This is a genomic window from Buchnera sp. (in: enterobacteria) (assembly GCF_056343165.1).
This window is the reverse complement of record NZ_JBWHTS010000003.1, coordinates 60,265-81,482: the sequence shown is the minus strand read 5'-3', so window position 1 is coordinate 81,482 and position 21,218 is coordinate 60,265. Positions and strand designations below refer to the sequence as shown.

Genomic DNA, 21,218 nt, shown 5'->3' with positions numbered 1-21,218 from the left:
TCTTTATTTTTTAGATCATCAGATGTTTTTTTTTTATTCACCCGATGCTTTTTTTGATTTGTTTTTTCCATATATTTTTTTAGGTAATGAATTAGCATTTACAACAGACTCATCAATTAATACTTTTTCTATATTTATCATCGATGGTAATTCATACATTATGTCTAATAGTATTTTTTCAATAATAGATCGCAATCCTCTAGCACCTGTTTTTTTATTCATAGCTTTTCTTGCAATGGCCAAAATAGATTCTGAATTAAATTCTAACTGCACTTTTTCTAAGTTGAATAACGTTTGATATTGTTTAATTAAAGCATTTTTAGGTTTGCATAATATATTAACTAATGTATCTTCAGTCAATTGATTTAATATAGTTATGATTGGTAAACGACCAATAAATTCTGGAATTAATCCGAATTTTATTAAATCTTCAGGTTCTACTTGTTTTAATAAAAAATCTTCTGATTTTTTTTCTTGTTTTTCTTTAACATTGGCGTTAAAACCTATTTCTGTTCCTATATTGATTCTTTTAGAAATAATTTTAGATAATTCTGAAAATGCACCGGCACATATAAATAAAATATTTGCAGTATTTACTTGTAAAAATTCTTGTTGTGGATGCTTTCGTCCTCCTTGAGGAGGAATAGAGGCTAATGTTCCTTCAATCAATTTTAATAAAGCTTGTTGTACTCCTTCTCCAGATACGTCTCTAGTAATAGAAGGATTGTCAGATTTTCTTGCTATTTTATCTATTTCATCTATATAAATGATACCTAATTCTGCTTTTTTTGTATTGTATTTACATGTTTGTAACAATTTTTGTATTACATTCTCAACATCTTCTCCTACATATCCAGCTTCAGTTAGAGTTGTTGCATCTGCAATGATAAATGGAACATCCAGAAATTTAGCCAATGTTTGTGCTAATAATGTTTTTCCACTGCCTGTTGGACCTATTAATAAAATATTACTTTTACCCAACTCAACTGTATCTGTGTTTTTGTTAAAATTATAAAGACGTTTATAATGATTATAAACAGCAACAGATAAAACTTTTTTTGTATGATCTTGTCCGATTACATAATTATCAAGATGTTTTTTTATTTCGTATGGTGTAGGTAAATAATTTATTTTATTTTCAATATCATTTTTTTTGTTTTTTAAATTTTCTTCATTAATAATATTATTACATAATTTAACACATTCATCACATATATATACTGAGGGACCAGCTATTAATTTTTGTACTTCTTTTTGAGTTTTTCCACAAAAAGAACAATAAAGCAGATTTTTAGAATTTTCTTTACTCTTATCTGTCATATCTAACCTCTTTTTTACATATTTTATATTCTTGAGTAAATAGATTCTATATATTTATTTCATCAAATATCTTAAGAAAATATTAATTTGATTTTTTTATTAACGTTTAGTTAAAATAAAATCGATTAGTCCATATTTAATGGATTTTTCTGCTGACAGAAAACAATCACGTTCTGTGTCTTTATTTATTTTTTTTATAGATTGGCCAGTGTGAAAAGACATTAATTTATTTAATTTTTTTTTCATATCCATTATTTCTCGAGCATGAATAGCAATATCTGAAGCTTGTCCTTGATATCCACCTAATGGTTGATGAATCATGACTTTCGAGTTAGGTAAACAAAACCTTTTTCCTTTAGTTCCAGCGGTTAATAACAAAGCAGCCATAGAACAAGCTTGTCCCATGCAAATAGTATTGATATCTGGTTTGACAAATTGCATAGTGTCATAAATAGACATGCCTGATGTAATAATTCCTCCTGGGGAATTAATGTACAAAAATATATCTTTTTCTGGATTTTCAGCTTCTAGAAACAATATTTGAGCTACAATATTATTAGCGAGGTTATCTTCAATGGTTCCTATCATAAAAATAACTCGTTCTTTTAATAATCGTGAATATATGTCATATGAACGTTCTCCTCTGGAATGTTCTTCTGTAACCATCGGAATTAATGTTGCATGCGAGTTTTTTTTATTATTGTATAACATTTTTTGTTCCTGAAAATATTCAATTTTATTTCAAATAATTAATATTTAATTTTGATGATTTTTCAATATATTTAACAATAATATATTTAACAATAATATTAATAATTATTTTAAAGATGAGTAAATGTAAATTATAAAATTTTATATTTTTACAAAAAATTTTATTAATTACAAAATTGATTCTTCATGATCGGTCCAGTTGTAACTTGTAAATTGATCAAAAGTCCAATATTTTTGTTCGATTTGGACGTTTTTTTTCAATAAAAATATGGCTTGATTCTCTAAATCTATATTTTTTATTGTATTTTTTAGATGTTTATTTTTATTATATAGATTAATAATTTCTGTTGGTTTTTTATGATTTAAAGATATTTTTTTGATAAATTTTTGTATATTATTTTCATCTGTAAATAATTGGTTATCAGAGATAATTTTTTCTATTATCATTTTCATATATAATTTTTTTTTAACTTGCAGGTTAAAATCAAAATGATACTTTTTTTCTAAAATATTAGAATGTTCTTCTTTGTATTTTTTCTTATATTGTTCATATAAAATTTTTATTTCTTCTTGAAATAAAAGCGGAGGTATTAATATAATTTTTTTTTCAATTGTTTTTTTTATGATTTGATCTTCTAAATATTTTTCGGTGATAATCTCAATTTGAGAACGAAGATTATTTTTTATATTTTGATAATTTATTTGATTTAATTGTTTTTCTACAGTGCATTTTTCATTATTATTTTCTTCTAGTTCTTGTTTTTTTTCAATTTTAATAATTTTTATTTTAAACGTTATATCTTTATTTTGAAGTTTTTTTTCTGGATGAAATTGATGAAATTTAATTTTAAAAAAAATAATATCATTTAAAACATGATTAATGACTTTATAATTTACCTGAGGTATTAGTGTATTTTCAGATACGATAAAGTTCATTTTTTCTGTATTGAATTCTTTTAATTTTTTATTTTTTTCATATATGCAATAATTAATTGTTATACGATCATGAGATTTAATAGGTTTATTGACTGTTTTCCAAATATTTTTTTTTGTTTTGTATATTACTATTTTTTTTTTAATATCTTGATCTGTTATTTTTACATTGATTTTTTTTACTTTTATTTGTTGTATATCTTTTATTTGAAATTCTGGATACAGTTCATAAATTACAGAATATTCAAAATATTCTTTTGTCTTATCTTCATTTTTATGCATGTAAAATTTTGGAAAACCAATAATTTTTATTTTTTCTTTATTGATAAATTCATGAAAAAATTTTTGCATTAATTTTTTAAATATATCATAATAAACAGAATTGCCATATTTTTCTTGTATAATTTTAATGGGAGCTTTGCCTTTTCTAAAACCATTAATTTTGGTCGTTTTATTAATTTCAATAAATTCTCTTAGAAGAGAATCATTCACTATTCTTTTTGGAATCTGAATTGTAACGCGATGACCTGCATCTTTATTTTTTTCCATAAAAAATTTCATCTTATTACCTCAAATGATTACTTTTATCAGTTTATTTAGATTTTTTATCATATTTTTATATTTTAAAAATTTTATGTTTTTCTTTAATTGATCTATTAAACAAGAATTATCTTGATATATTTTAAATCTAATTTTAATTTAAAAATTACATAATGATATTTGTAGAATTGTATTTTTAAACTAAAAAAATATTATTTTCTTTTTAAACACTTGGTTTGTTTTATTTTTTTAAATTTTATATTTTTCCACTCATTTGCAGTGTAAGTGTTTAATGTTAATGAATATATTTTTTTTTTAAGTATTTCTGATAATATTGAAAAAATTGTGCGGTGTCTATCGATTGATTTTTGATTAATAAAATCATTACTGATAATAGTTATTCTCAAATGAGTAAAAATTTTTTCTACGTGATTATGAAGTGGACTATCATCATGAATTTCAATAGAAATTATTTTTATTTTAGATATTAAATATTTTTTTATTTTTTCTAGAGTCATTAATTGATATGATGTCCTATTGATTGATAAAAAAATCATAAAAATACTTTTATACTGTGCGTGCAGTATTATATTATATTTTCCGGAAAATAAATTTTAAGAAATATTTTTTATTTCAAATTTTATCAATTTTTAAAAAATAATTCAATTATTTCGGAAATTATTACTTTTAATAAAAAAATAATTGTTAATAAAAAAGTATTTTAAAAATATTTTTAATAAAAAAATCATATTATTTTTGAGGTTTTTGAATGACATGTTTAAATTATAATAATTTTTTTAAAATATTATCATTGGTGTTAATATCTTTTTTTCTGAATGGATGTGATAGTTTACTTTTAAATCCTCATGGGAAAATTGCCATAGAAGAGTGTTCATTAATACTAATATCATTTGTTATGATGTTATTTGTTATTGTCCCCGTAATTTGCATGACTGTTTATTTTGCTTTTAAGTATCGTTCAACTAGCAAAAATCAGATATATAAACCCAATTGGTCTGATTCTATAAAAATAGAAATAGTAGTTTGGACTATTCCTTTAGTAATAGTTTCTTTTTTAGCGTTTTTATCTTGGAATTATAGTCATAAATTAGAACCCCAAAAACCTATAGTCTCTTTTAATGATCCTATAAAAATAGATGTAGTTGCATTAGATTGGAAATGGTTGTTCATTTATCCAGATTATAATATTGCGACTGTAAATGAAATCATGTTCCCTGTTAATAGACCTATAGTTTTCCGAATCACTTCAAATTCTGTTATGAATGCTTTTTTCATTCCTTCTTTAGGAAGTCAAATATATGCTATGCCTGGAATGATAACAAAATTAAATTTAATTGCTGAGGACTCAGGTGTATATAAGGGTATATCATCTAATTATAGTGGAAGCGGTTTTTCTAATATGAAGTTCAGTGCTATATCTGTTTTGAAAAATTCTACTTTTTTGAATTGGATCAAAAAAATAAAAAACTCACCTGCAAAATTGAATACTATGCAAGTTTTTAATACAATATCTATTCCAAATGAAAATTATTCTAGAGAATATTTTTCTAGTGTTAAGAAAAATTTGTTTAATCAAATTATAGGTCAATATTCTATAAAAAATATTAAAATATTAGACAAAAATATTGTTTATAAAAATATTACAAAGAAAAATTCTAATATGGAGAAATAGAATAATGTTAGGCAAATTAACTATTAATGCTATACCATATCATGAACCCATTATAATGGTAACGTATACTGCAATTATTTTAATTGGATTATGCATTGCATCAACTATTACTTATTATAAAAAATGGCAGTATTTGTGGTCTGAATGGTTTACTACTGTTGATCATAAGAAAATATCTATTATGTATGGAGTACTTGCATTCGTTATGCTATTCCGCGGTTTTATTGATGCGATATTAATGCGTGCTCAACAGGTAATTTCATCAGCAGGTTTTAAAGGATTTTTACCACCACACCATTACGATCAAATATTTACAGCTCATGGTGTGATAATGATTTTTTTTGTTGCTATGCCTCTTGTAATCGGTCTAATGAATTTAGTGGTACCGTTACAGATTGGATCTCGTGATGTAGCTTTTCCTTTTCTTAATAATCTGAGTTTTTGGTTAAATGCAAGCAGTGCCGTATTACTTACTTTATCGTTAGGAATAGGAGAGTTTGCTCAAACAGGTTGGTTAGCTTATCCTCCATTATCGGGTATAAAATATAGTTCAGGTGTTGGGGTAGATTATTGGATTTGGAGTCTACAAATTGCTGGTATTGGTACAACATTAACAGGAGTTAATTTTTTAGTAACTATTTTAAAAATGAGAGCGCCAGGCATGTCTTTTTTTAAAATGCCGGTTTTCACTTGGGCTTCTTTGTGTACTAATATCCTTATAGTAATTTCTTTTCCAGTTTTAACGGTTACTCTTGTATTACTGACTCTAGATCGTTATTTTAATTTCCACTTTTTTACTAATGATTTAGGTGGAAATGCAATGATGTATGTTAATTTAATATGGATTTGGGGTCATCCTGAAGTTTATATTTTAGTACTTCCAGTATTTGGTATTTTTTCAGAAATAGTAGCGACTTTTTCTAAAAAACGTTTATTTGGATATGTGTCTTTAGTATGGGCTACATTATCTATTACTATTTTATCTTTTATTGTATGGCTGCATCATTTTTTTACTATGGGAGCAGGAGCAAATATAAATGCTTTTTTTGGAATTACTACCATGATTATAGCGATTCCTACTGGCGTAAAAATTTTTAATTGGTTGTTTACAATGTATCAGGGCCGTGTGTATATGCATTCCTCCATGTTATGGACACTTGGATTTTTAGTAACATTTTCTATTGGCGGAATGACTGGTGTATTGTTATCAGTGCCTCCAGCTGATTTTATTTTACACAATAGTTTGTTTTTAGTTGCACATTTTCATAATGTAATAATTGGTGGAGTTGTTTTTGGTTGTTTTGCAGGAATTAATTACTGGTTTCCTAAATTATTTGGATTTACTTTGAATGAAAAATGGGGGAAACGTGCTTTTTGGTTTTGGATTATCGGTTTTTTTCTTGCCTTTTTACCTTTATATTTCCTAGGATTAATGGGCATGACTCGTCGTTTAAGTCAAAACATTGATTCTGAATTTCATTCATTGTTATGCGTTGCTGCTATTGGAGCAGTTTTTATTGGAGTAGGAATAATATGTCAAATAGTTCAATTTTTTATTTCAGTAAGAGATCGTCACTATAATTTAGATTTGACTGGTGATCCTTGGGATGGTAGAACTTTAGAGTGGTCTACTTCTTCACCTGCTCCATCATATAATTTTGCTATTATTCCCATAGTTAAAAAAAGAGATGATTTTTGGGAAAAAAAACAACAAGAAGACTATAAGAAAGATATAAATAATATCAATTATAATGAAATTCATATGCCAAAAAACACAGGACTAGGTTTTTTAATTAGTATATTTTCGTTATTATTTGGATTTTCAGCAGTTTGGCATATTGCTTGGTTGTGTTTTTTATCTTTTTTTGCGATCATTATTAGTTTATTTATTAAGAGTCTTAATGAAGATAACGACTTTACTATATCAGTAGAAGATATAAAAAAAATTGAGAATCAATATCGTAAAAACATTCAAAAAGCAGGTTTAAAATGATAAAAAATAAAACAAGTAATATAACATTAAATATGAATCAGAGAGTTCATAATAAAAATTTAGAAGGTAATAATAAATTATTTGGTTTATGGATATATTTAATGAGCGATTGCATTATTTTTGCAGTTCTTTTTTCTATTTATGCCATATTTTCTTCAAATATATCAATTAACTTAATTGATAATAAAGTTTTTAATTTGTCTGCTGTTTTATTAGAAACTTTTTTATTATTATTAAGTTCTTTATCATGCGGTTTAGTTATTATAGCTATGAATCAAAAGTGCATAAAAATGATTTATTCATTTTTAATAATCACTTTTTGTTTAGGTTTTGTTTTTTTATTTATGGAAATCAATGAGTTTCATGAACTTTTAATAAAAAATTTCGGACCTGATAGAAATTCATTTTTTTCTATTTTTTTTACTCTTATTGCTACTCATGGAGTTCATATCTTTTTCGGTTTAATTTTAATATTATCAATTATCTGTCAAATTATGAGATTAGGTTTAACCCATTCTATTCGTGATCGAATTTTATGTCTTAGTATTTTTTGGCATTTTTTAGATATTATATGGATTTTTATTTTTACTTTTGTTTATTTAAATGGAGCTATTTAATGTATAATTTTTTAAGATCAAATATAAACAAAGAAAGTAAATCTTACTTTTTAGGTTTTTTATTTTCCATTATATTAACTGTGATTCCATTTTTATTAGTAATACAAAAATTTTTTAGCAATGAAATTAATTATATTATCTTTTTATTATGTGCTATTAGTCAAGTTATTATTCATTTTATATATTTTTTGCATTTAGATTTTTCTTCAGAAGCACGTTGGAATCTTATAACTTTATTGTTTGTAGTTGTAATAATATTTATTGTTGTATTTGGTTCTATATGGATTATGCATAGTTTAAATCATCATATGATTTAAAAAATTTAATTAAAGATGTGTTATTTATATGTTTAAAAATTATTTAGAAATTGTTAAGCCAGGTATTATTTTTGGAAACAGTGTTTTAATTATAGGTAGTTTTTTATTCGCATCTAGAAATTCTTCTTTTGATTGTTTATTATTTTTTTATACTATTTCAGGTGCATCTTTAGTAATTGCTTCAGCTTGCGTATTTAATAATTTAATTGATCGTGATATAGATGAGAAAATGAAGCGTACAAGCAATAGAGTACTGTCAAAAAAATTGCTTTCTTTTTCATACGTACTAGTTTTTTCTTGTTTTTTAGGTATTTTAGGTATATCTATATTAGGGTTTTTAGTAAATTTTTTATCAATGTTTGTAGCGGTTTTTGGTTTTTTTGTTTATGTTATTTTGTATTCTCTCGTGTATAAAAGAAAAACAATTCATTCGACATTAATTGGAAGTTTTTCAGGTTCTACTCCATCTGTTATTGGTTATACAGCAGTTTCTAATTCTATTGATATATTTTCTATTCTTTTATTTTTTATTTTGATATTTTGGCAAATGTCTCATTTTTATTCTATTTCTATTGTAAGAATAAAAGATTATAAAAAAGCTAACATTCCTGTTTTTTCTGTAGTTAAAGGTGTTTTTAGAACAAAAGAACATATTTTTTTTTATATTCTCGGTTTTATTTTTTTTAGTTCATTATTAACATTTTTAGGTTATTTGAGTTATAATTTTTTATTTTTATCTTCTATTACAAACTTTTACTGGTTATTTTTATCTTATATTAATCTTAAAAAAAATAACAATAATAAAAAAAATGCAAATCAATTATTTCGTTATTCAATAATTGTTATTATTATGTTTAATTTTTTAATGTCAATAGATCTATTTTTTAAAGATGTTTTCATTTATTTTTTATAGACATTTTACTGGTTTGGGTATCCCGGCAATTTTACTAGCTTGTTTAGCAGGTCCTTTAGGAAAAAGCTTAAATAAATAAATACTATTACTTTTAGATTCTCCTATTTCTTGTTTAATACTAGCAATTAACATTCTCATTGATGGTGCTATATTAAATTTAAAATAAAATTGCCGTACAAAAAATATTATTTTCCAGTGATCAGAATTTAAATTAATTTTTTCTTTTTTTGCAATTTCTTCTGCTAAAAATATATTCCAATCTCCAGTGTTTTTTAAATATCCTTCTGAATCTTTTTCAATTTTTTCATATTTATGTATTTTTTTATTTTTAGTATTCATTTTTTGTTTGATAAGTGTGTTTCAAGTTAGGTTATTTTAAAAAATTTTAAATTAAAGATGGAAGATTATAAAGTGAACTTTTCAGAATTACAAGTAACATTAAGTTTTTGTATAATTTTTTCATTGCGGATGTTAGGCATGTTTATGATTCTTCCTATTTTGAGCAAATATGGAATGCTTTTAGATGGAGGAAATAAATTTTTAACCGGCTTATCAGTAGGGATATATGGTATTGCTCAGGTAATCTTTCAAATTCCATTTGGAATTTTATCTGATAAATTTAATCGAAAAAAAATAATTATATTGGGTCTTTTTATTTTTTTTGTTGGTAATCTTATATCAGCTAATGTTCATTCTATATGGGGTTTGATTATTGGTAGGTTTTTACAGGGTTCAGGTGCTATATCCGGTGTATCTATGGCTTTTTTATCTGATTTGATTCGAGAAAAGAATCGTGTTAAATCTATTGCCTCTATAGGTGCGAGTTTTGCTCTTTCTTTTTTAATTTCTATAGTTTCTGGTCCTTTAATAGTTCAACATTTTGGATTTTTTTCAGTTTTTTGGATGTCTTCATTCTTATCTATTGTTTGTATAATAATTGTTTATTTTATTATTCCTTGTTCAAAAAAAGATACATCGCCAAAAAATTATATACTTTATTCCTATAAAACAGTATTAAAATTTATTTTAAACAAAGTTTTTATTAGATATTATCTAGGTATATTTTTTTTACACTTTTTTTTAATGATTAATTTTATGATAATTCCTGATCAATTTGAAAAATCTGGATTTTATTTAAACAATCATTGGAAAGTATATTTAGGAACTATATTAATTTCTTTTTTTATTTTATTTTTATTTATATTTTATTGTAAATGTAAACATATTTTAGAAAATATCATTGAAATTTGTATTTTATTTATTTTATTTTCAGAATTTATTTTTTTTGAAGCGCAAAAAAAATTGTTATTTTTAATAATTGCTTTACAGATTTTTTTTATATCTTTTAATTTCCTAGAAGTTTTTCTTCCTTCGCATCTTAGTAAAAATTCATTAAAGAATTATAAAGGTAGTATAATGAGTATTTATTCTACTAGTCAATTCTTAGGTATTTTTTTTGGAGGTGTTTTTAGTGGATGGTTATGTAGTTTTTTAAATTCTTCGCAAGTTTTTTTATTTGAAATATTTATTGTTTTTTTGTGGTTAATTTTAAGTTTTTTTATAAGAACTAGATTGTATTTATAGTATAATTAAACTGAATAAAATCGTAGACATTTACAGTATTTGTTTTATTTTTTAATGAATAGTTAAATGTTTATTTTTAGGTGCTTAAATATGAATTTTTTACGCTTATATAAAATATATAAAAACCGTATAAATAAAAAATTATTTCAGACATTAAATCGTTTGCCTTTTCAACAATCAAATCTTTTAAAAGCAATGAAATATAGTGTTTGTTCTAGTAGCAAACGATTACGTTCGTCTTTAGTGTATGCTGCTGGGGATGCTTTAAGAGTAAATCTAATAACATTAGATGTTATATCTATTGCTATAGAATGCATTCACTCATATTCTTTAATACATGATGATTTACCTTGCATGGACAATGATTATTTCCGAAGAGGAAAGCTTGCTTGTCATATAAAATATGGTGAGAGTACTTCTTTGCTTGCTGGTGATGCTTTACAAAGTCTTGCATTTGATGTTTTATCAAAAAGTTTTATGCCAAAAGTATCTAATTTAAAACGTATAAAAATGATTTCTGAATTATCTGCTTCTATTGGTTCGTCTGGAATGTGTATGGGTCAAAATTTAGATTTAGAATCAGAAAAAAAAGAAGTTAAATTGTACGAGTTAAAAAATATTAATTTTTATAAAACTACTTTTTTAATCCGTTCTGCTGTACGTTTAGTGTATTTATCTTCTAACATTTCTTCTAAATCTATATTATTCATATTAGATTTATTTTCTACTTCTATCGGTTTGGCTTTTCAGATTCAAGACGATATATTAGATCTTGAAAAAGATCGTTTAAAAAAACAGAATAATAAAATAATTAATAAAAATACTTATCCATCAATAATAGGCGTAGATAAATCAAGAAAAAAAATTAAAAAATTATATAAAAAATCATTTTTAGCTTTGGATAGTTTAAAAAAAAAAAAATTAATACTGATAGATTAGAAAAATTAACAAAATTTATAATTAAACGTGTTGAATAAATTAAATAATGAGCACCTAATGAATTTTAATTTTAAAAAATATCCAATATTATCTTTTGCTAATTCAGTAGAAAATTTACGACTTTTAACTATTGAACAGCTGCCACAATTATGTTTTGAATTACGTGAATATTTATTAGATGTAGTGACAATTTCTAAAGGACACTTTGCTTCTGGATTAGGTGTAGTAGAGATTACTGTAGCACTTCATTATGTTTATAATACTCCTTTTGATAATTTGTTGTGGGATACAGGACATCAAGCATATCCTCATAAAATATTAACTGGAAGAAGTGAAAGAATTAATAGTATTAGAAAAAAAAATGGATTGCATTCATTTCCTTGTCGAGAAGAAAGTCAATATGATGCTCTTAGTGTCGGTCATTCCTCTACTTCAATTTCTGCAGGATTAGGGATGTCTATTGCAGCTGAAAAAGAAGGTAAAAATAGACAAACTATTTGTATTATTGGTGATGGAGCAATGACTGCAGGTATAGCATTTGAAGCTATGAATCATGCTGGAGAAATAAAATCTAATTTATTGGTAATATTAAATGATAATCAGATGTCTATTTCAAAAAATGTAGGAATTTTAAATAATCATTTAAAAATTTTAAGAAATATTAAAATTACCAAAAAAATAAGAAAAAAAATAGATTTTTTTTTCCGTAAATTTTTTAAAAAAAATAAAAATATTAAAAATAATTCTATTTCTTTTAACTCAATATTTTCCAATTTAGGATTTGAATATTTAGGTCCATTAGATGGACATAATATTTTTTCTATAATTAGTTTATTAGAAAAAATCAAAAATAAAAAAGGTACTTATTTATTGCATCTTGTAACTAAAAAAGGAAAAGGTTATCTTCCAGCTGAAATAGATCCTATTAAATGGCACTCAATACCTTCATACAATTCATCAAAATCAAAGTTTCTTAGCTATTCAGATGTTTTTGGTTCTTGGCTGTGTGAAATAGCTGCATTTGACAAAAAATTAATGGCTATTACTCCTGCAATGTGTGAAGGTTCAGGAATGTTGAAATTTTCTCGTCTTTTCCCTGATCAATATTTTGATGTTGCTATAGCTGAACAACATGCAGTTACTTTTGCTGCAGGTCTTGCGATTAGTGGTTATAAACCAGTTGTTGCTATTTATTCTACTTTTTTACAACGAGCTTATGATCAGCTTATACATGATGTGGCATTACAAAAATTGTCTGTTTTATTTGCTATTGACAGAGCAGGTATTGTTGGCAATGATGGTCAAACTCATCAAGGAGTTTTTGATCTAGCTTATTTAAGATGTATTCCTGGAATAGTGATTATGACACCCAGTAATGAAAATGAATGTCGTCAAATGCTTTATACTGGTTACATGCATAATAAAGGTCCTAGTGTAGTGAGATATCCTAAAGGTTATGGTATTGGCGAATTATTAATGCCTATGAATAGTATTCCGCTAGGAAAATCTTTAATAAAAAGAACAGGCAAAAAAATAGCGATTTTAAATTTTGGCACTTTATTGCAAAATGCTTTTTTTGCAGCAAATAATTTAAACGCAACATTAGTTGACATGCGTTTTGTTAAACCTTTAGATAAAAATATGATTTTAAAACTATCTTCTAAACATAAATTTTTTATTACTCTTGAAGAAGGTGTAATTTCTGGTGGAGCAGGAAGTGCTGTAAATGAATTTATTATGGTAAATAAGATTTTCTTGCCAGTTTTAAACATTGGATTGCCGGATGTGTTTATTCCACAAGGCAATCAAGAAGAAATTAGACACGATTATCAATTAGATGAAGAAGGAATTCAAAAACAAATATTTTATTGGTTAAAAAAAACAAAATAGAAAATTTTAATAAAATATATGCAATAAATATTTTTTATAAAAATTTTATGTTGGAATAATTTTTTTACTATATCCCATTTTCAATGCAGCTTTATCTAAAACACCATTTATAAATTTATGACTGTCTTTAGAACCAAATAATTTAGCTAACTCAATACCCTCGTTAATAGAAACCTTATAAGGTATGTCATTTCTCTTATGTAATTCATAAAATGAAATTCTCAGTATTGCTTTTTCAATATGTCCTAATTCTTTTAGTGATCTGAACAAATAAGGTTTCATTAAATTATCTATATTTTTACAATCACACGTGATTCCAATAATTAACTCATAAAAATATGCAATATCAATGTTTTTTTTATTTTTTTCTTTTAAAAATTGAACAGCACTTTCTTTAATGTTGTTATGAGATATTTCCCAAGAATACAACATTTGTAAGGCACATGCTCTTGCTTTTCTTCGGGAAGATGGTTTCATAAAATAAATTTCTCTTATGTTTTATTATGCTGTAGTATTATATTTTTTAGGAGATAAGATCAATCTTATATCAGAACCTATATGACAAATATTTTGAAACTTGAATTGAAGAGAATTCGATATTTTAAATTTTTTATAAATCATACATAATGGTTTAGCTTCATGTCCTAGTATTTTAGGTGCCATATATATAATTAATTCGTCTATTAAATTCGAATTCAATAAGAATCCTGATAAAGTACCTCCGGCTTCTATCCAGACATTATTAATTTCCGATTTTCCTAAAAATTTTAAAAGAGAAGGTATGTTAATTTTTTTATCATGTTCTTTTTCTATAATTTGTATTGTATTTTTTGGCCATATTTTTTTATCAGATTTTAATCTTATTAACCAAACTTTTCCTTGTGTTTTTATAATGTTATGTGATGGCTGAACGCGATTTTTACTGTCTATAATTACTCTTATTGGATTTTGAAATGTTTCTTGAGGAAAAATAGACAGTGTTTTTTTATCTAATTCTTGATAACGTACATTTAGAAAAGGATTATCTCTTAAAACAGTGGAACTGCTACTAAGAATTACTGAACTTTTTGCTCGAAATTTCTGAACATCTTGACGTGCATATTTTGAAGTAATCCATTTACTATCACCGTTTTTCATGGCAATTCTTCCATCTATTGACATAGCTAGCTTAAGTTGTATTCATGGCAAACCTGTTTTCATTCTCTTGAAAAAACCTTTGTTATATTTTTTTGACTCTTGTGATAATAAGCCTGTTTTTACAGAAATACCGTGTTTTTTTAAATATAAAATCCCATTCCCTGAAACTTTAGGATTCGGATCTATGTTAGAAATTATAACATGATTAATTCCAGCTTTAATAAGCGCATTACAACATGGAGGTGTTTTCCCAAAATAATTACATGGCTCTAATGTTATATAAGCTGTTGCTCCTTTTGCTCTTTTCCCAGCCATAATTAGTGCATTGATTTCCGCATGATTTGTGCCGGGTTCTTTATGCCATCCTTCTCCAACAATAATGTTGTTTTTTACGATTACACATCCTACATTAGGATTAGGTGCTGTAGTAAATACGCCTAATTTACTGAGTTCTATTGCTCTTTTCATATAAAATATATCATTCATTTTTTAACCAACATTTTTTTTATTTTTGTTAAATATTTTAATCAAAATGATCAAAGCCTTTTTTTTTGAAAATTATTTTACTTTTATTGTAAAAAATATTAAAACCTTTTTTAATAGATGTAATATGTCTGATACATGTACAATCAACTAAAAAATTTTTCGTAATTAAATTTAATTTTTTAATTTTTTTTGGTGAAACAGTAAAACATAATTCATAATCTTCTCCTTTATTTAATGCCCAATTTGAGTAATATTGACGTTGAAAATTATCAATTAAAATTTTTGAAATAGGGATTTTATTTAATTCGACATTTGCCCCGCATTGTCTACTATTTAATATGCGACCTAAATCAGAAATTAATCCGTCTGATATGTCAATTGCAGTATTAGCAATTTTTCCCTAGAGCTATTCCTTCAAAAACTCTAGGAATAGGATTCAAATGTCTTTTGATTAAATAATTTTTTATATCTGTATTTTTAGTCAGAATTTTTTTCAGTAAAAGCAGACCTGCAGCACTTTCTCCAGGATTTCCAGTAACATAAATCGAATCTCCTATTTTTGCATTGTTTCTTAATAGTGCGGTATTTTTTTTAATAATCCATATACACTTAAAGTAATACTTAATAGACCGCAATTTGTATCACCGCTAATTAATCGGATATTATATTTGTTTAATATGTTAAAAAAACTGTTGCTAAATTTTTTTAACCATAAATTATCAGATTTAGGTATTGTAATCGATAATGTTGTCTATTTTGGAACTGCACCCATTGCAGCAAGATCACTCAGATTAACTGTTACTGTTTTATATGCTAAATCTTCAGGAGATATGTTCTTTAAAAAATGAGTTTATTCAACTAGAGTATCAGTACTAATTGCGAGTATATTGTTTTTTGGGATTTTTATTAAAGCACTCTCGTCTCCAATTCCTTTAATTTCATTAAAATCTTTTTTTTTTGATTTTTTTGAAAATATAGTGAGATAATTTCAAATTCAGTATATTTCATTTTTTTAAATTTTAACGTAGGTATTTAATAAAAAATATTTTCTATTATAATACTTCTTTTAATTTTCTCATAATATTAATCATTTCTAATGCAGCTAAAGCAGCTTCTGCACCTTTATTACCCATTTTCGTTCCAGATCTTTCAATGGATTGTTCGATGTTTTTTGTTATTAATATTCCTAATGTAATAGGTAGAAAATATTGAGTGCTGATTCTTGAAAGATTACTACTAGTATCATTAGCAATATATTTAAAATGATCGGTATCTCCTTGTATAATTGTGCCTATAGCAATAATGGCATCATATTTATTGGAAATTGCAATTTGACTAGCAACAGTTGGTATTTCATGTGTTCCTGGTACATATACTTTTAAAATTTTCTCTTCATTTATTTGACCTATCCTTTTTAGAACATCTAATGCTCCTAATAATAAATTATGATTAATAAATTCATTAAATCGAGAAATGATTATAGCAATAGACGCGTTTTTAGCTGTAATTCCTGATTGAATTGTTTTCATATGTTTATATTTACTTATTTTCAAATTAAGAAAGTTAATTACTTATTGTTTAAAATCCAAGCGTATCCATAGTGATTGTAAAAACCAGCTAACGTAGCAGCTTTTTTACCGATTCCTTCATAAATATCAAAATGCTGTCCTTTTATTGCACCTCCTACATCTAATGCAATTACTAGACGCATTTCATATTTATTAATAAATATACCATTTTTATCAAGTAATGGTATTTGTAATAAAATTAAACTTCCTTTTTTTATTATAGCAGCATCTGCTGCTATTGATGCTTGAGCTATTAATGGAACAGCACTTGCGCCATACACTTGTTTCTTTTTTGTTTCTTTAAAAAAAACAAAAGATTGATTTTCTTCAAGTAAATCTTGAACTTCTTTTTTTGTGTGTTTGTCAAACCAATTTTTAATTGCTTGCATAGACATATTTTCTTTTTTTATATCGCCTCGATTGATTAAAATTTGTCCAATTGCTTTATAAGGCCATCCGTTTTTTCCTGCATAACTAAAAAAAGTTAATTTTTTATTGTTTCCATAATCTATGAATGCACTACCTTGAATCTCCATAATAAAATTATCTATTAAAGAATTACTATAAGCTAAAACATATTTTTTATCTAAAGCTCCATTATATATATCTTTTCTTTTTGGTAAATATTGGCTATTTTTATAATGATCAGGCATTGAATATATTGGGTATTTAAAATCATTTGTTTCAATTTTTCTGGCTTCGATTATTGGAGTGTAGTATCCACTGATTTTAACATTTCCATAGTTATCTATGCCTTTCATTTGAAATAAATCGATTTTAAATTGGTTAATTTCATTAATATTAGAACTATTTTTTAACCAATTTAAAGTTGATTCGTATATAGATTTATTTTTTAAATATAAAATTGGAGAATATTTTTTGATATTTTTTATTTGAATAAGAAATGATTTTAAATTAATTATTTTTTCTGTAGTTGTTATTTTTTTTATTTTTGTAAAATTTTGTATTAGCTTTTTTTTATACTGTTGTCCTTGATTGACAAGTATATCTGCATATGATTTTGAAAATAAAAGAAGTAAGTTAAAAAGTATTATTATTGTAATTATTTTTTTTTTCATTTTTATTTTGGTATTAAAATTTATCAAATAGTTAAATATTTTTAATTGACGATTTAATTTATAAAAATTATTGCAATTTTTTTTATAAAAGCGTATCATATTATTTTAATACAGACGCGGGGTGGAGCAGTCTGGTAGCTCGTCGGGCTCATAACCCGAAGGTCGTTGGTTCAAATCCAGCCCCCGCAACCAAATTAAAATTTTTATTTTAATTAATCCTATCTTTTAAAAACCTTCCCGTCTTTTAATTTCCTGAGATTTAATAAAAATTACATCAATGAAAAATAATATATAGGTTATAGTAAAAATGCAAGAGGATTGTTATGAAAGAACGTAATACTGAACTAGTTCAGGGTTTTCGTCACAGCGTTCCTTATATTAATGCTCATCGCGGTAAAACATTTATAATAATGTTAGGTGGCGAAGCGATTAAATATGGAAATTTTTCTGGTATCATCAATGATATAGGTTTATTACATAGTTTAGGCATTCGTTTAGTAGTAGTTTACGGTTCTTGTCCTCAAATTAATTCTATTTTAAAAGAAAAAAACATTAAAATCGTATACCATAAATATATACGAGTTACTGATTTATCTACTTTAGAACAAGTGAAAAAAGCAGCAGGAAGACTACAACTTGATATTACAGCTCGTTTATCCATGAGTTTGAGTAATACCCCTCTTCAAGGAGCAAACATTAACGTTGTAAGTGGAAATTTTATTATTGCTCAACCACTAGGGGTAGATGATGGTGTAGACTATTGTCATAGTGGTCGAATTAGAAGAATTGATAAAAATGCAATCGATAGTCAATTAAAAAATGGAGCAATAGTTTTAATTGGTCCAGTAGCTGTTTCTGTAACAGGGGAAAGTTTTAATTTAACTTCTGAAGAAATAGCAACTCAAGTTAGTATTAAACTAAAAGCAGAAAAAATGATAGGTTTTTGTAGTAATCAAGGAGTTATAAATAAAAAAGGTGAAACTATTTCTGAATTATTACCTAATGATATCAAAAAAATCATCGAAAAACTAGAACAAACAGGTGATTATATTTCTTCAACTGTTCGTTTTTTAAAAGGAGCTATAAAAGCCTGTAAAAGCGGAGTTAATCGTAGTCATTTAATTAGTTATAAAAAAAATGGAGCATTATTACAAGAATTGTTTTCTCGTGATGGTATTGGTACTCAGATGGTTGTAGAATCAGCAGAAAAAATTAGAAGAGCTAGTATTAATGATATTGGAGGGATACTAGAATTAATTCGTCCCTTAGAGAAAAATGGAATTTTAGTTCGCAGATCACGTGAACAATTAGAAATAGAAATAGATAAATTTACTATTATTGAACATGATAATCTAACTATTGCTTGTGCAGCACTTTATCCTTTTTTAAAAGAAAAAATAGGAGAAATGGCGTGCTTAGCTGTTCATCCTGATTATCGTAACTCTTCTCGTGGAGATTTATTATTAAGAAAAATTAAAATAGATTCTAAAGAGATGAATTTAAAAAGAATTTTTGTTTTAACAACTCAGAGTATTCATTGGTTTCAAGAAAGAGGTTTTATTCTAGTTGATATTGAAATATTACCTAAGAGCAAAAAGAAAATGTACAATTATCAGCGAGGTTCAAAAATTTTAATGATTGATATAGTTTAAAAATATAGAAATTTTACAGAAAATATACAATTTTTATTAGATAGTTGTTTCATTTGCATTTTTCAAAGCGGTTTTTATAAAAACTTTTTTGTTTGAAAAAATGCTTAATACTTTTCTAGATCTCGTTATACCTGTATATAAAATATCTTTGTTTAAAACACGGGAATCAAAATTAGGTAATATTAAAGCGGTGTTTGTAAATTCTGATCCTTGTGCTTTATGAACAGTAATAGCCCAAGCAGTTGTGTAGTTTCTTAAAATATTTACGGGAATATTATTAATTATATTATTTTCTTGTAAAAAAGATACTTGTAAGATACCATCTTTACTAATATTAGTAATACCTATATTTCCATTGAACACATTCAAATATTTGTTATTGTCAGTGATCATGATAGGTTTTCCGATATACCATTCTTGTTCATTGATATAAAAAAATTTTTTTATATTTTTTTGATACATATCTTCTTCTAATTTTTTATTTAAAATGTTTACACCAAATAAACCATCATGCAATACACACAATACTTGATAAGATTGAAAACATTTTATTATTTCTTTGATTGCTGATTTTTGATATATTTTATCCCAAAAATTTTTATAGTTTAAAGAAATTTTTTTAATCATTTCTTGATATTTTTTAGTTGTATGATTTTCATAAAAAAAAATATTTTTTATTGAATTATTGAATAAACTTTCAATAACTTTTATTCTTTTTTTATAAATTGCATTTGATAGTATATAAATTCCTGAGTTTTTATTAAATCTATAATTTTTTTTTAACATACATATACTATCAGTAATAAACATTGTTGTTTTTTTGTTTATTTTTGTTTTTAATTTATTCCTTGTGAGTTTTTCAATATTAATCATATTTTTAAGGCTATATCCATCATTAGAATAATGACAAATTTTTTTTAAAATAGAACCTGATTCTATTGGGGACAATTGATTATGATCACCTATAAAAATTAATTTAGTTTTTTTTTGGACTGATAATAATATTTTTTCCATCATTAAAACATCTACCATTGATATTTCATCAATAATCAAAACATCTAAATCTAATAAGTTATTTTTATGAAACAAACTTTTTTGTGATATTTTTTGAACACCTAATAGCTGATGTATAGTTTTAGATCTAGATGGAATAGAATGCTTTTCTTTTTCAGACAAATAAAGATCAAATATGTTTTGATTTATAATTTCATTTAAACGAGTTGTTGCTTTTCCTGTTGGCGCGGATAACTGAATTTTTATTAAATTTTTTGTACTTTTAATTAATGCAATTATTATTTTTAGTATAGTAGTAGTTTTTCCAGTTCCAGGACCACCAATAATAAAAGTTATATTATTTATTAAAGTTAATGCAACTGCTATTTTTTGAAAATTTTTTCTTGTTCCAGGGAATAAGTTATCTAATATTTTTGAACATTTTGTTTGGTTAATTCGATTTTTTTTATTTTTTTTGTATAAATAATTAAATATATAACTTTTAGATTTCCACATTTTATAGAGATATATTTTTTTGTTGCATATGACTAATGGTGTGGGTATTGAACCATTACCAACAGATACGTGTTTTAATAATTCAACTGACCAATTTATTTTCTTTCCCAACAGTATTTTTATCTTTTTTATAAATTTTTTATTTGTACTAGAAAAAAAACAATTTTTTTCAAAATACTGAATAGGTAAAGAAATATAGCCTTTATTGTTTTCATAACTAACACAAGCTGCAACTAACATCACAATGTTATTTTTTTTTGTAATAAATTGAGAAAAATAAAAATCAATTGGGCGTATAATTTTTAATTTCACAGCATTTTTTAATAAACGAATCATA

At 24.9% G+C, this 21,218-nt stretch carries 20 protein-coding genes, 1 tRNA gene and 1 pseudogene; 10 read left to right on the top strand and 12 right to left on the bottom strand.

Going from position 1 to position 21,218, the window contains the following annotated elements:
- Positions 1 to 33: 33 nt before the first annotated feature.
- From clpX to ACTP5B_RS02605, 4 genes are all read right to left on the bottom strand, one after another.
- Entirely contained in the window at positions 34 to 1,320 is a 1,287-nt protein-coding gene (gene clpX / locus ACTP5B_RS02620; protein ID WP_464829742.1) for an ATP-dependent protease ATP-binding subunit ClpX, read from the bottom strand.
- 99 nt (positions 1,321 to 1,419) lie between these two features.
- Positions 1,420 to 2,031, bottom strand: a complete 612-nt coding sequence (gene clpP / locus ACTP5B_RS02615; protein ID WP_464829740.1) for an ATP-dependent Clp endopeptidase proteolytic subunit ClpP — start codon at positions 2,029 to 2,031, stop codon at positions 1,420 to 1,422.
- Between the two features lie 168 nt (positions 2,032 to 2,199).
- On the bottom strand, positions 2,200 to 3,525 hold the full coding sequence (tig, locus tag ACTP5B_RS02610) for a trigger factor (protein WP_464829737.1): 1,326 nt from the start codon (positions 3,523 to 3,525) through the stop codon (positions 2,200 to 2,202).
- A gap of 191 nt (positions 3,526 to 3,716) precedes the next feature.
- The gene (locus tag ACTP5B_RS02605; protein ID WP_464829764.1) at positions 3,717 to 4,022 is read right to left on the bottom strand and encodes a BolA family protein; all 306 of its coding nucleotides are present in this window, start codon (positions 4,020 to 4,022) and stop codon (positions 3,717 to 3,719) included.
- A gap of 251 nt (positions 4,023 to 4,273) precedes the next feature.
- Here ACTP5B_RS02605 and cyoA point away from each other — a divergent pair, with 251 nt between their 5' ends.
- The 5 genes from cyoA to cyoE are packed head-to-tail and all read left to right on the top strand — an operon-like array spanning position 4,274 to position 9,037.
- Positions 4,274 to 5,197 (top strand): ubiquinol oxidase subunit II, encoded by a 924-nt coding sequence (gene cyoA, locus ACTP5B_RS02600; RefSeq protein WP_464829735.1) that lies wholly within the window; start codon positions 4,274 to 4,276, stop codon positions 5,195 to 5,197.
- Positions 5,198 to 5,201: 4 nt separating this feature from the next.
- Positions 5,202 to 7,190, top strand: coding sequence for a cytochrome o ubiquinol oxidase subunit I (gene cyoB / locus ACTP5B_RS02595; protein ID WP_464829733.1), 1,989 nt, complete (start codon positions 5,202 to 5,204; stop codon positions 7,188 to 7,190).
- The gene (gene cyoC, locus ACTP5B_RS02590; RefSeq protein ID WP_464829731.1) at positions 7,187 to 7,807 is read left to right on the top strand and encodes a cytochrome o ubiquinol oxidase subunit III; all 621 of its coding nucleotides are present in this window, start codon (positions 7,187 to 7,189) and stop codon (positions 7,805 to 7,807) included. The genes cyoB and cyoC overlap by 4 nt, the downstream gene beginning before the upstream one ends.
- A complete protein-coding gene (gene cyoD, locus ACTP5B_RS02585; RefSeq protein WP_464829729.1) occupies positions 7,807 to 8,124 on the top strand; it encodes a cytochrome o ubiquinol oxidase subunit IV in 318 nt (105 codons plus the stop codon). The genes cyoC and cyoD overlap by 1 nt, the downstream gene beginning before the upstream one ends.
- 28 nt (positions 8,125 to 8,152) lie before the next feature.
- Entirely contained in the window at positions 8,153 to 9,037 is an 885-nt protein-coding gene (gene cyoE, locus ACTP5B_RS02580) for a heme o synthase (RefSeq protein ID WP_464829727.1), read from the top strand.
- On the opposite strand, the gene ACTP5B_RS02575 is transcribed toward cyoE, so the two are convergent.
- A complete protein-coding gene (locus ACTP5B_RS02575; protein WP_464829725.1) occupies positions 9,032 to 9,376 on the bottom strand; it encodes a TusE/DsrC/DsvC family sulfur relay protein in 345 nt (114 codons plus the stop codon). The two genes, cyoE and ACTP5B_RS02575, sit on opposite strands and share 6 nt — an antisense overlap.
- Positions 9,377 to 9,448: 72 nt before the next feature.
- Between ACTP5B_RS02575 and ACTP5B_RS02570 the strand changes: the two genes are divergently transcribed.
- The 3 genes from ACTP5B_RS02570 (at position 9,449) to dxs (ending at position 13,450) form a co-directional block, all read left to right on the top strand.
- Positions 9,449 to 10,621, top strand: coding sequence for an MFS transporter (locus ACTP5B_RS02570; protein ID WP_464829723.1), 1,173 nt, complete (start codon positions 9,449 to 9,451; stop codon positions 10,619 to 10,621).
- A gap of 90 nt (positions 10,622 to 10,711) precedes the next feature.
- Positions 10,712 to 11,560: a polyprenyl synthetase family protein gene (locus tag ACTP5B_RS02565; protein ID WP_464829721.1), complete on the top strand. Its 849-nt coding sequence runs from the start codon at positions 10,712 to 10,714 to the stop codon at positions 11,558 to 11,560.
- 57 nt (positions 11,561 to 11,617) lie between these two features.
- Entirely contained in the window at positions 11,618 to 13,450 is a 1,833-nt protein-coding gene (dxs, locus tag ACTP5B_RS02560; protein WP_464829719.1) for a 1-deoxy-D-xylulose-5-phosphate synthase, read from the top strand.
- 45 nt (positions 13,451 to 13,495) lie between these two features.
- Here the strand turns inward: dxs and nusB are convergent, their stop codons facing one another.
- From nusB to mltA, 6 genes and pseudogenes are all read right to left on the bottom strand, one after another.
- Positions 13,496 to 13,927 carry a transcription antitermination factor NusB gene (nusB, locus tag ACTP5B_RS02555; RefSeq protein WP_464829717.1) on the bottom strand — a complete coding sequence of 144 codons (432 nt, stop codon included), beginning with the start codon at positions 13,925 to 13,927 and terminating at the stop codon, positions 13,496 to 13,498.
- A 24-nt stretch (positions 13,928 to 13,951) separates the two neighbouring features.
- Positions 13,952 to 15,055 (bottom strand): annotated as a pseudogene (gene ribD, locus ACTP5B_RS02550) (bifunctional diaminohydroxyphosphoribosylaminopyrimidine deaminase/5-amino-6-(5-phosphoribosylamino)uracil reductase RibD).
- 404 nt (positions 15,056 to 15,459) lie between these two features.
- Positions 15,460 to 15,708 carry a hypothetical protein gene (locus tag ACTP5B_RS02545; protein WP_464829715.1) on the bottom strand — a complete coding sequence of 83 codons (249 nt, stop codon included), beginning with the start codon at positions 15,706 to 15,708 and terminating at the stop codon, positions 15,460 to 15,462.
- Positions 15,709 to 15,824: 116 nt separating this feature from the next.
- Positions 15,825 to 15,905: an AIR synthase related protein gene (locus ACTP5B_RS02540; protein ID WP_464829762.1), complete on the bottom strand. Its 81-nt coding sequence runs from the start codon at positions 15,903 to 15,905 to the stop codon at positions 15,825 to 15,827.
- A gap of 220 nt (positions 15,906 to 16,125) precedes the next feature.
- On the bottom strand, positions 16,126 to 16,602 hold the full coding sequence (gene ribH / locus ACTP5B_RS02535; RefSeq protein ID WP_464829713.1) for a 6,7-dimethyl-8-ribityllumazine synthase: 477 nt from the start codon (positions 16,600 to 16,602) through the stop codon (positions 16,126 to 16,128).
- Positions 16,603 to 16,640: 38 nt separating this feature from the next.
- Positions 16,641 to 17,720 carry a murein transglycosylase A gene (gene mltA, locus ACTP5B_RS02530; RefSeq protein ID WP_464829711.1) on the bottom strand — a complete coding sequence of 360 codons (1,080 nt, stop codon included), beginning with the start codon at positions 17,718 to 17,720 and terminating at the stop codon, positions 16,641 to 16,643.
- Positions 17,721 to 17,835: 115 nt separating this feature from the next.
- On the opposite strand from mltA, the gene ACTP5B_RS02525 reads away from it, so the two are divergent.
- Positions 17,836 to 17,912 (top strand) — tRNA-Met (locus ACTP5B_RS02525).
- Positions 17,913 to 18,043: 131 nt separating this feature from the next.
- Positions 18,044 to 19,372, top strand: a complete 1,329-nt coding sequence (gene argA, locus ACTP5B_RS02520; RefSeq protein ID WP_464829709.1) for an amino-acid N-acetyltransferase — start codon at positions 18,044 to 18,046, stop codon at positions 19,370 to 19,372.
- A gap of 36 nt (positions 19,373 to 19,408) precedes the next feature.
- Here the strand turns inward: argA and recD are convergent, their stop codons facing one another.
- Positions 19,409 to 21,217 (bottom strand): exodeoxyribonuclease V subunit alpha, encoded by a 1,809-nt coding sequence (recD, locus tag ACTP5B_RS02515; RefSeq protein ID WP_464829707.1) that lies wholly within the window; start codon positions 21,215 to 21,217, stop codon positions 19,409 to 19,411.
- Position 21,218 lies beyond the last annotated feature (1 nt).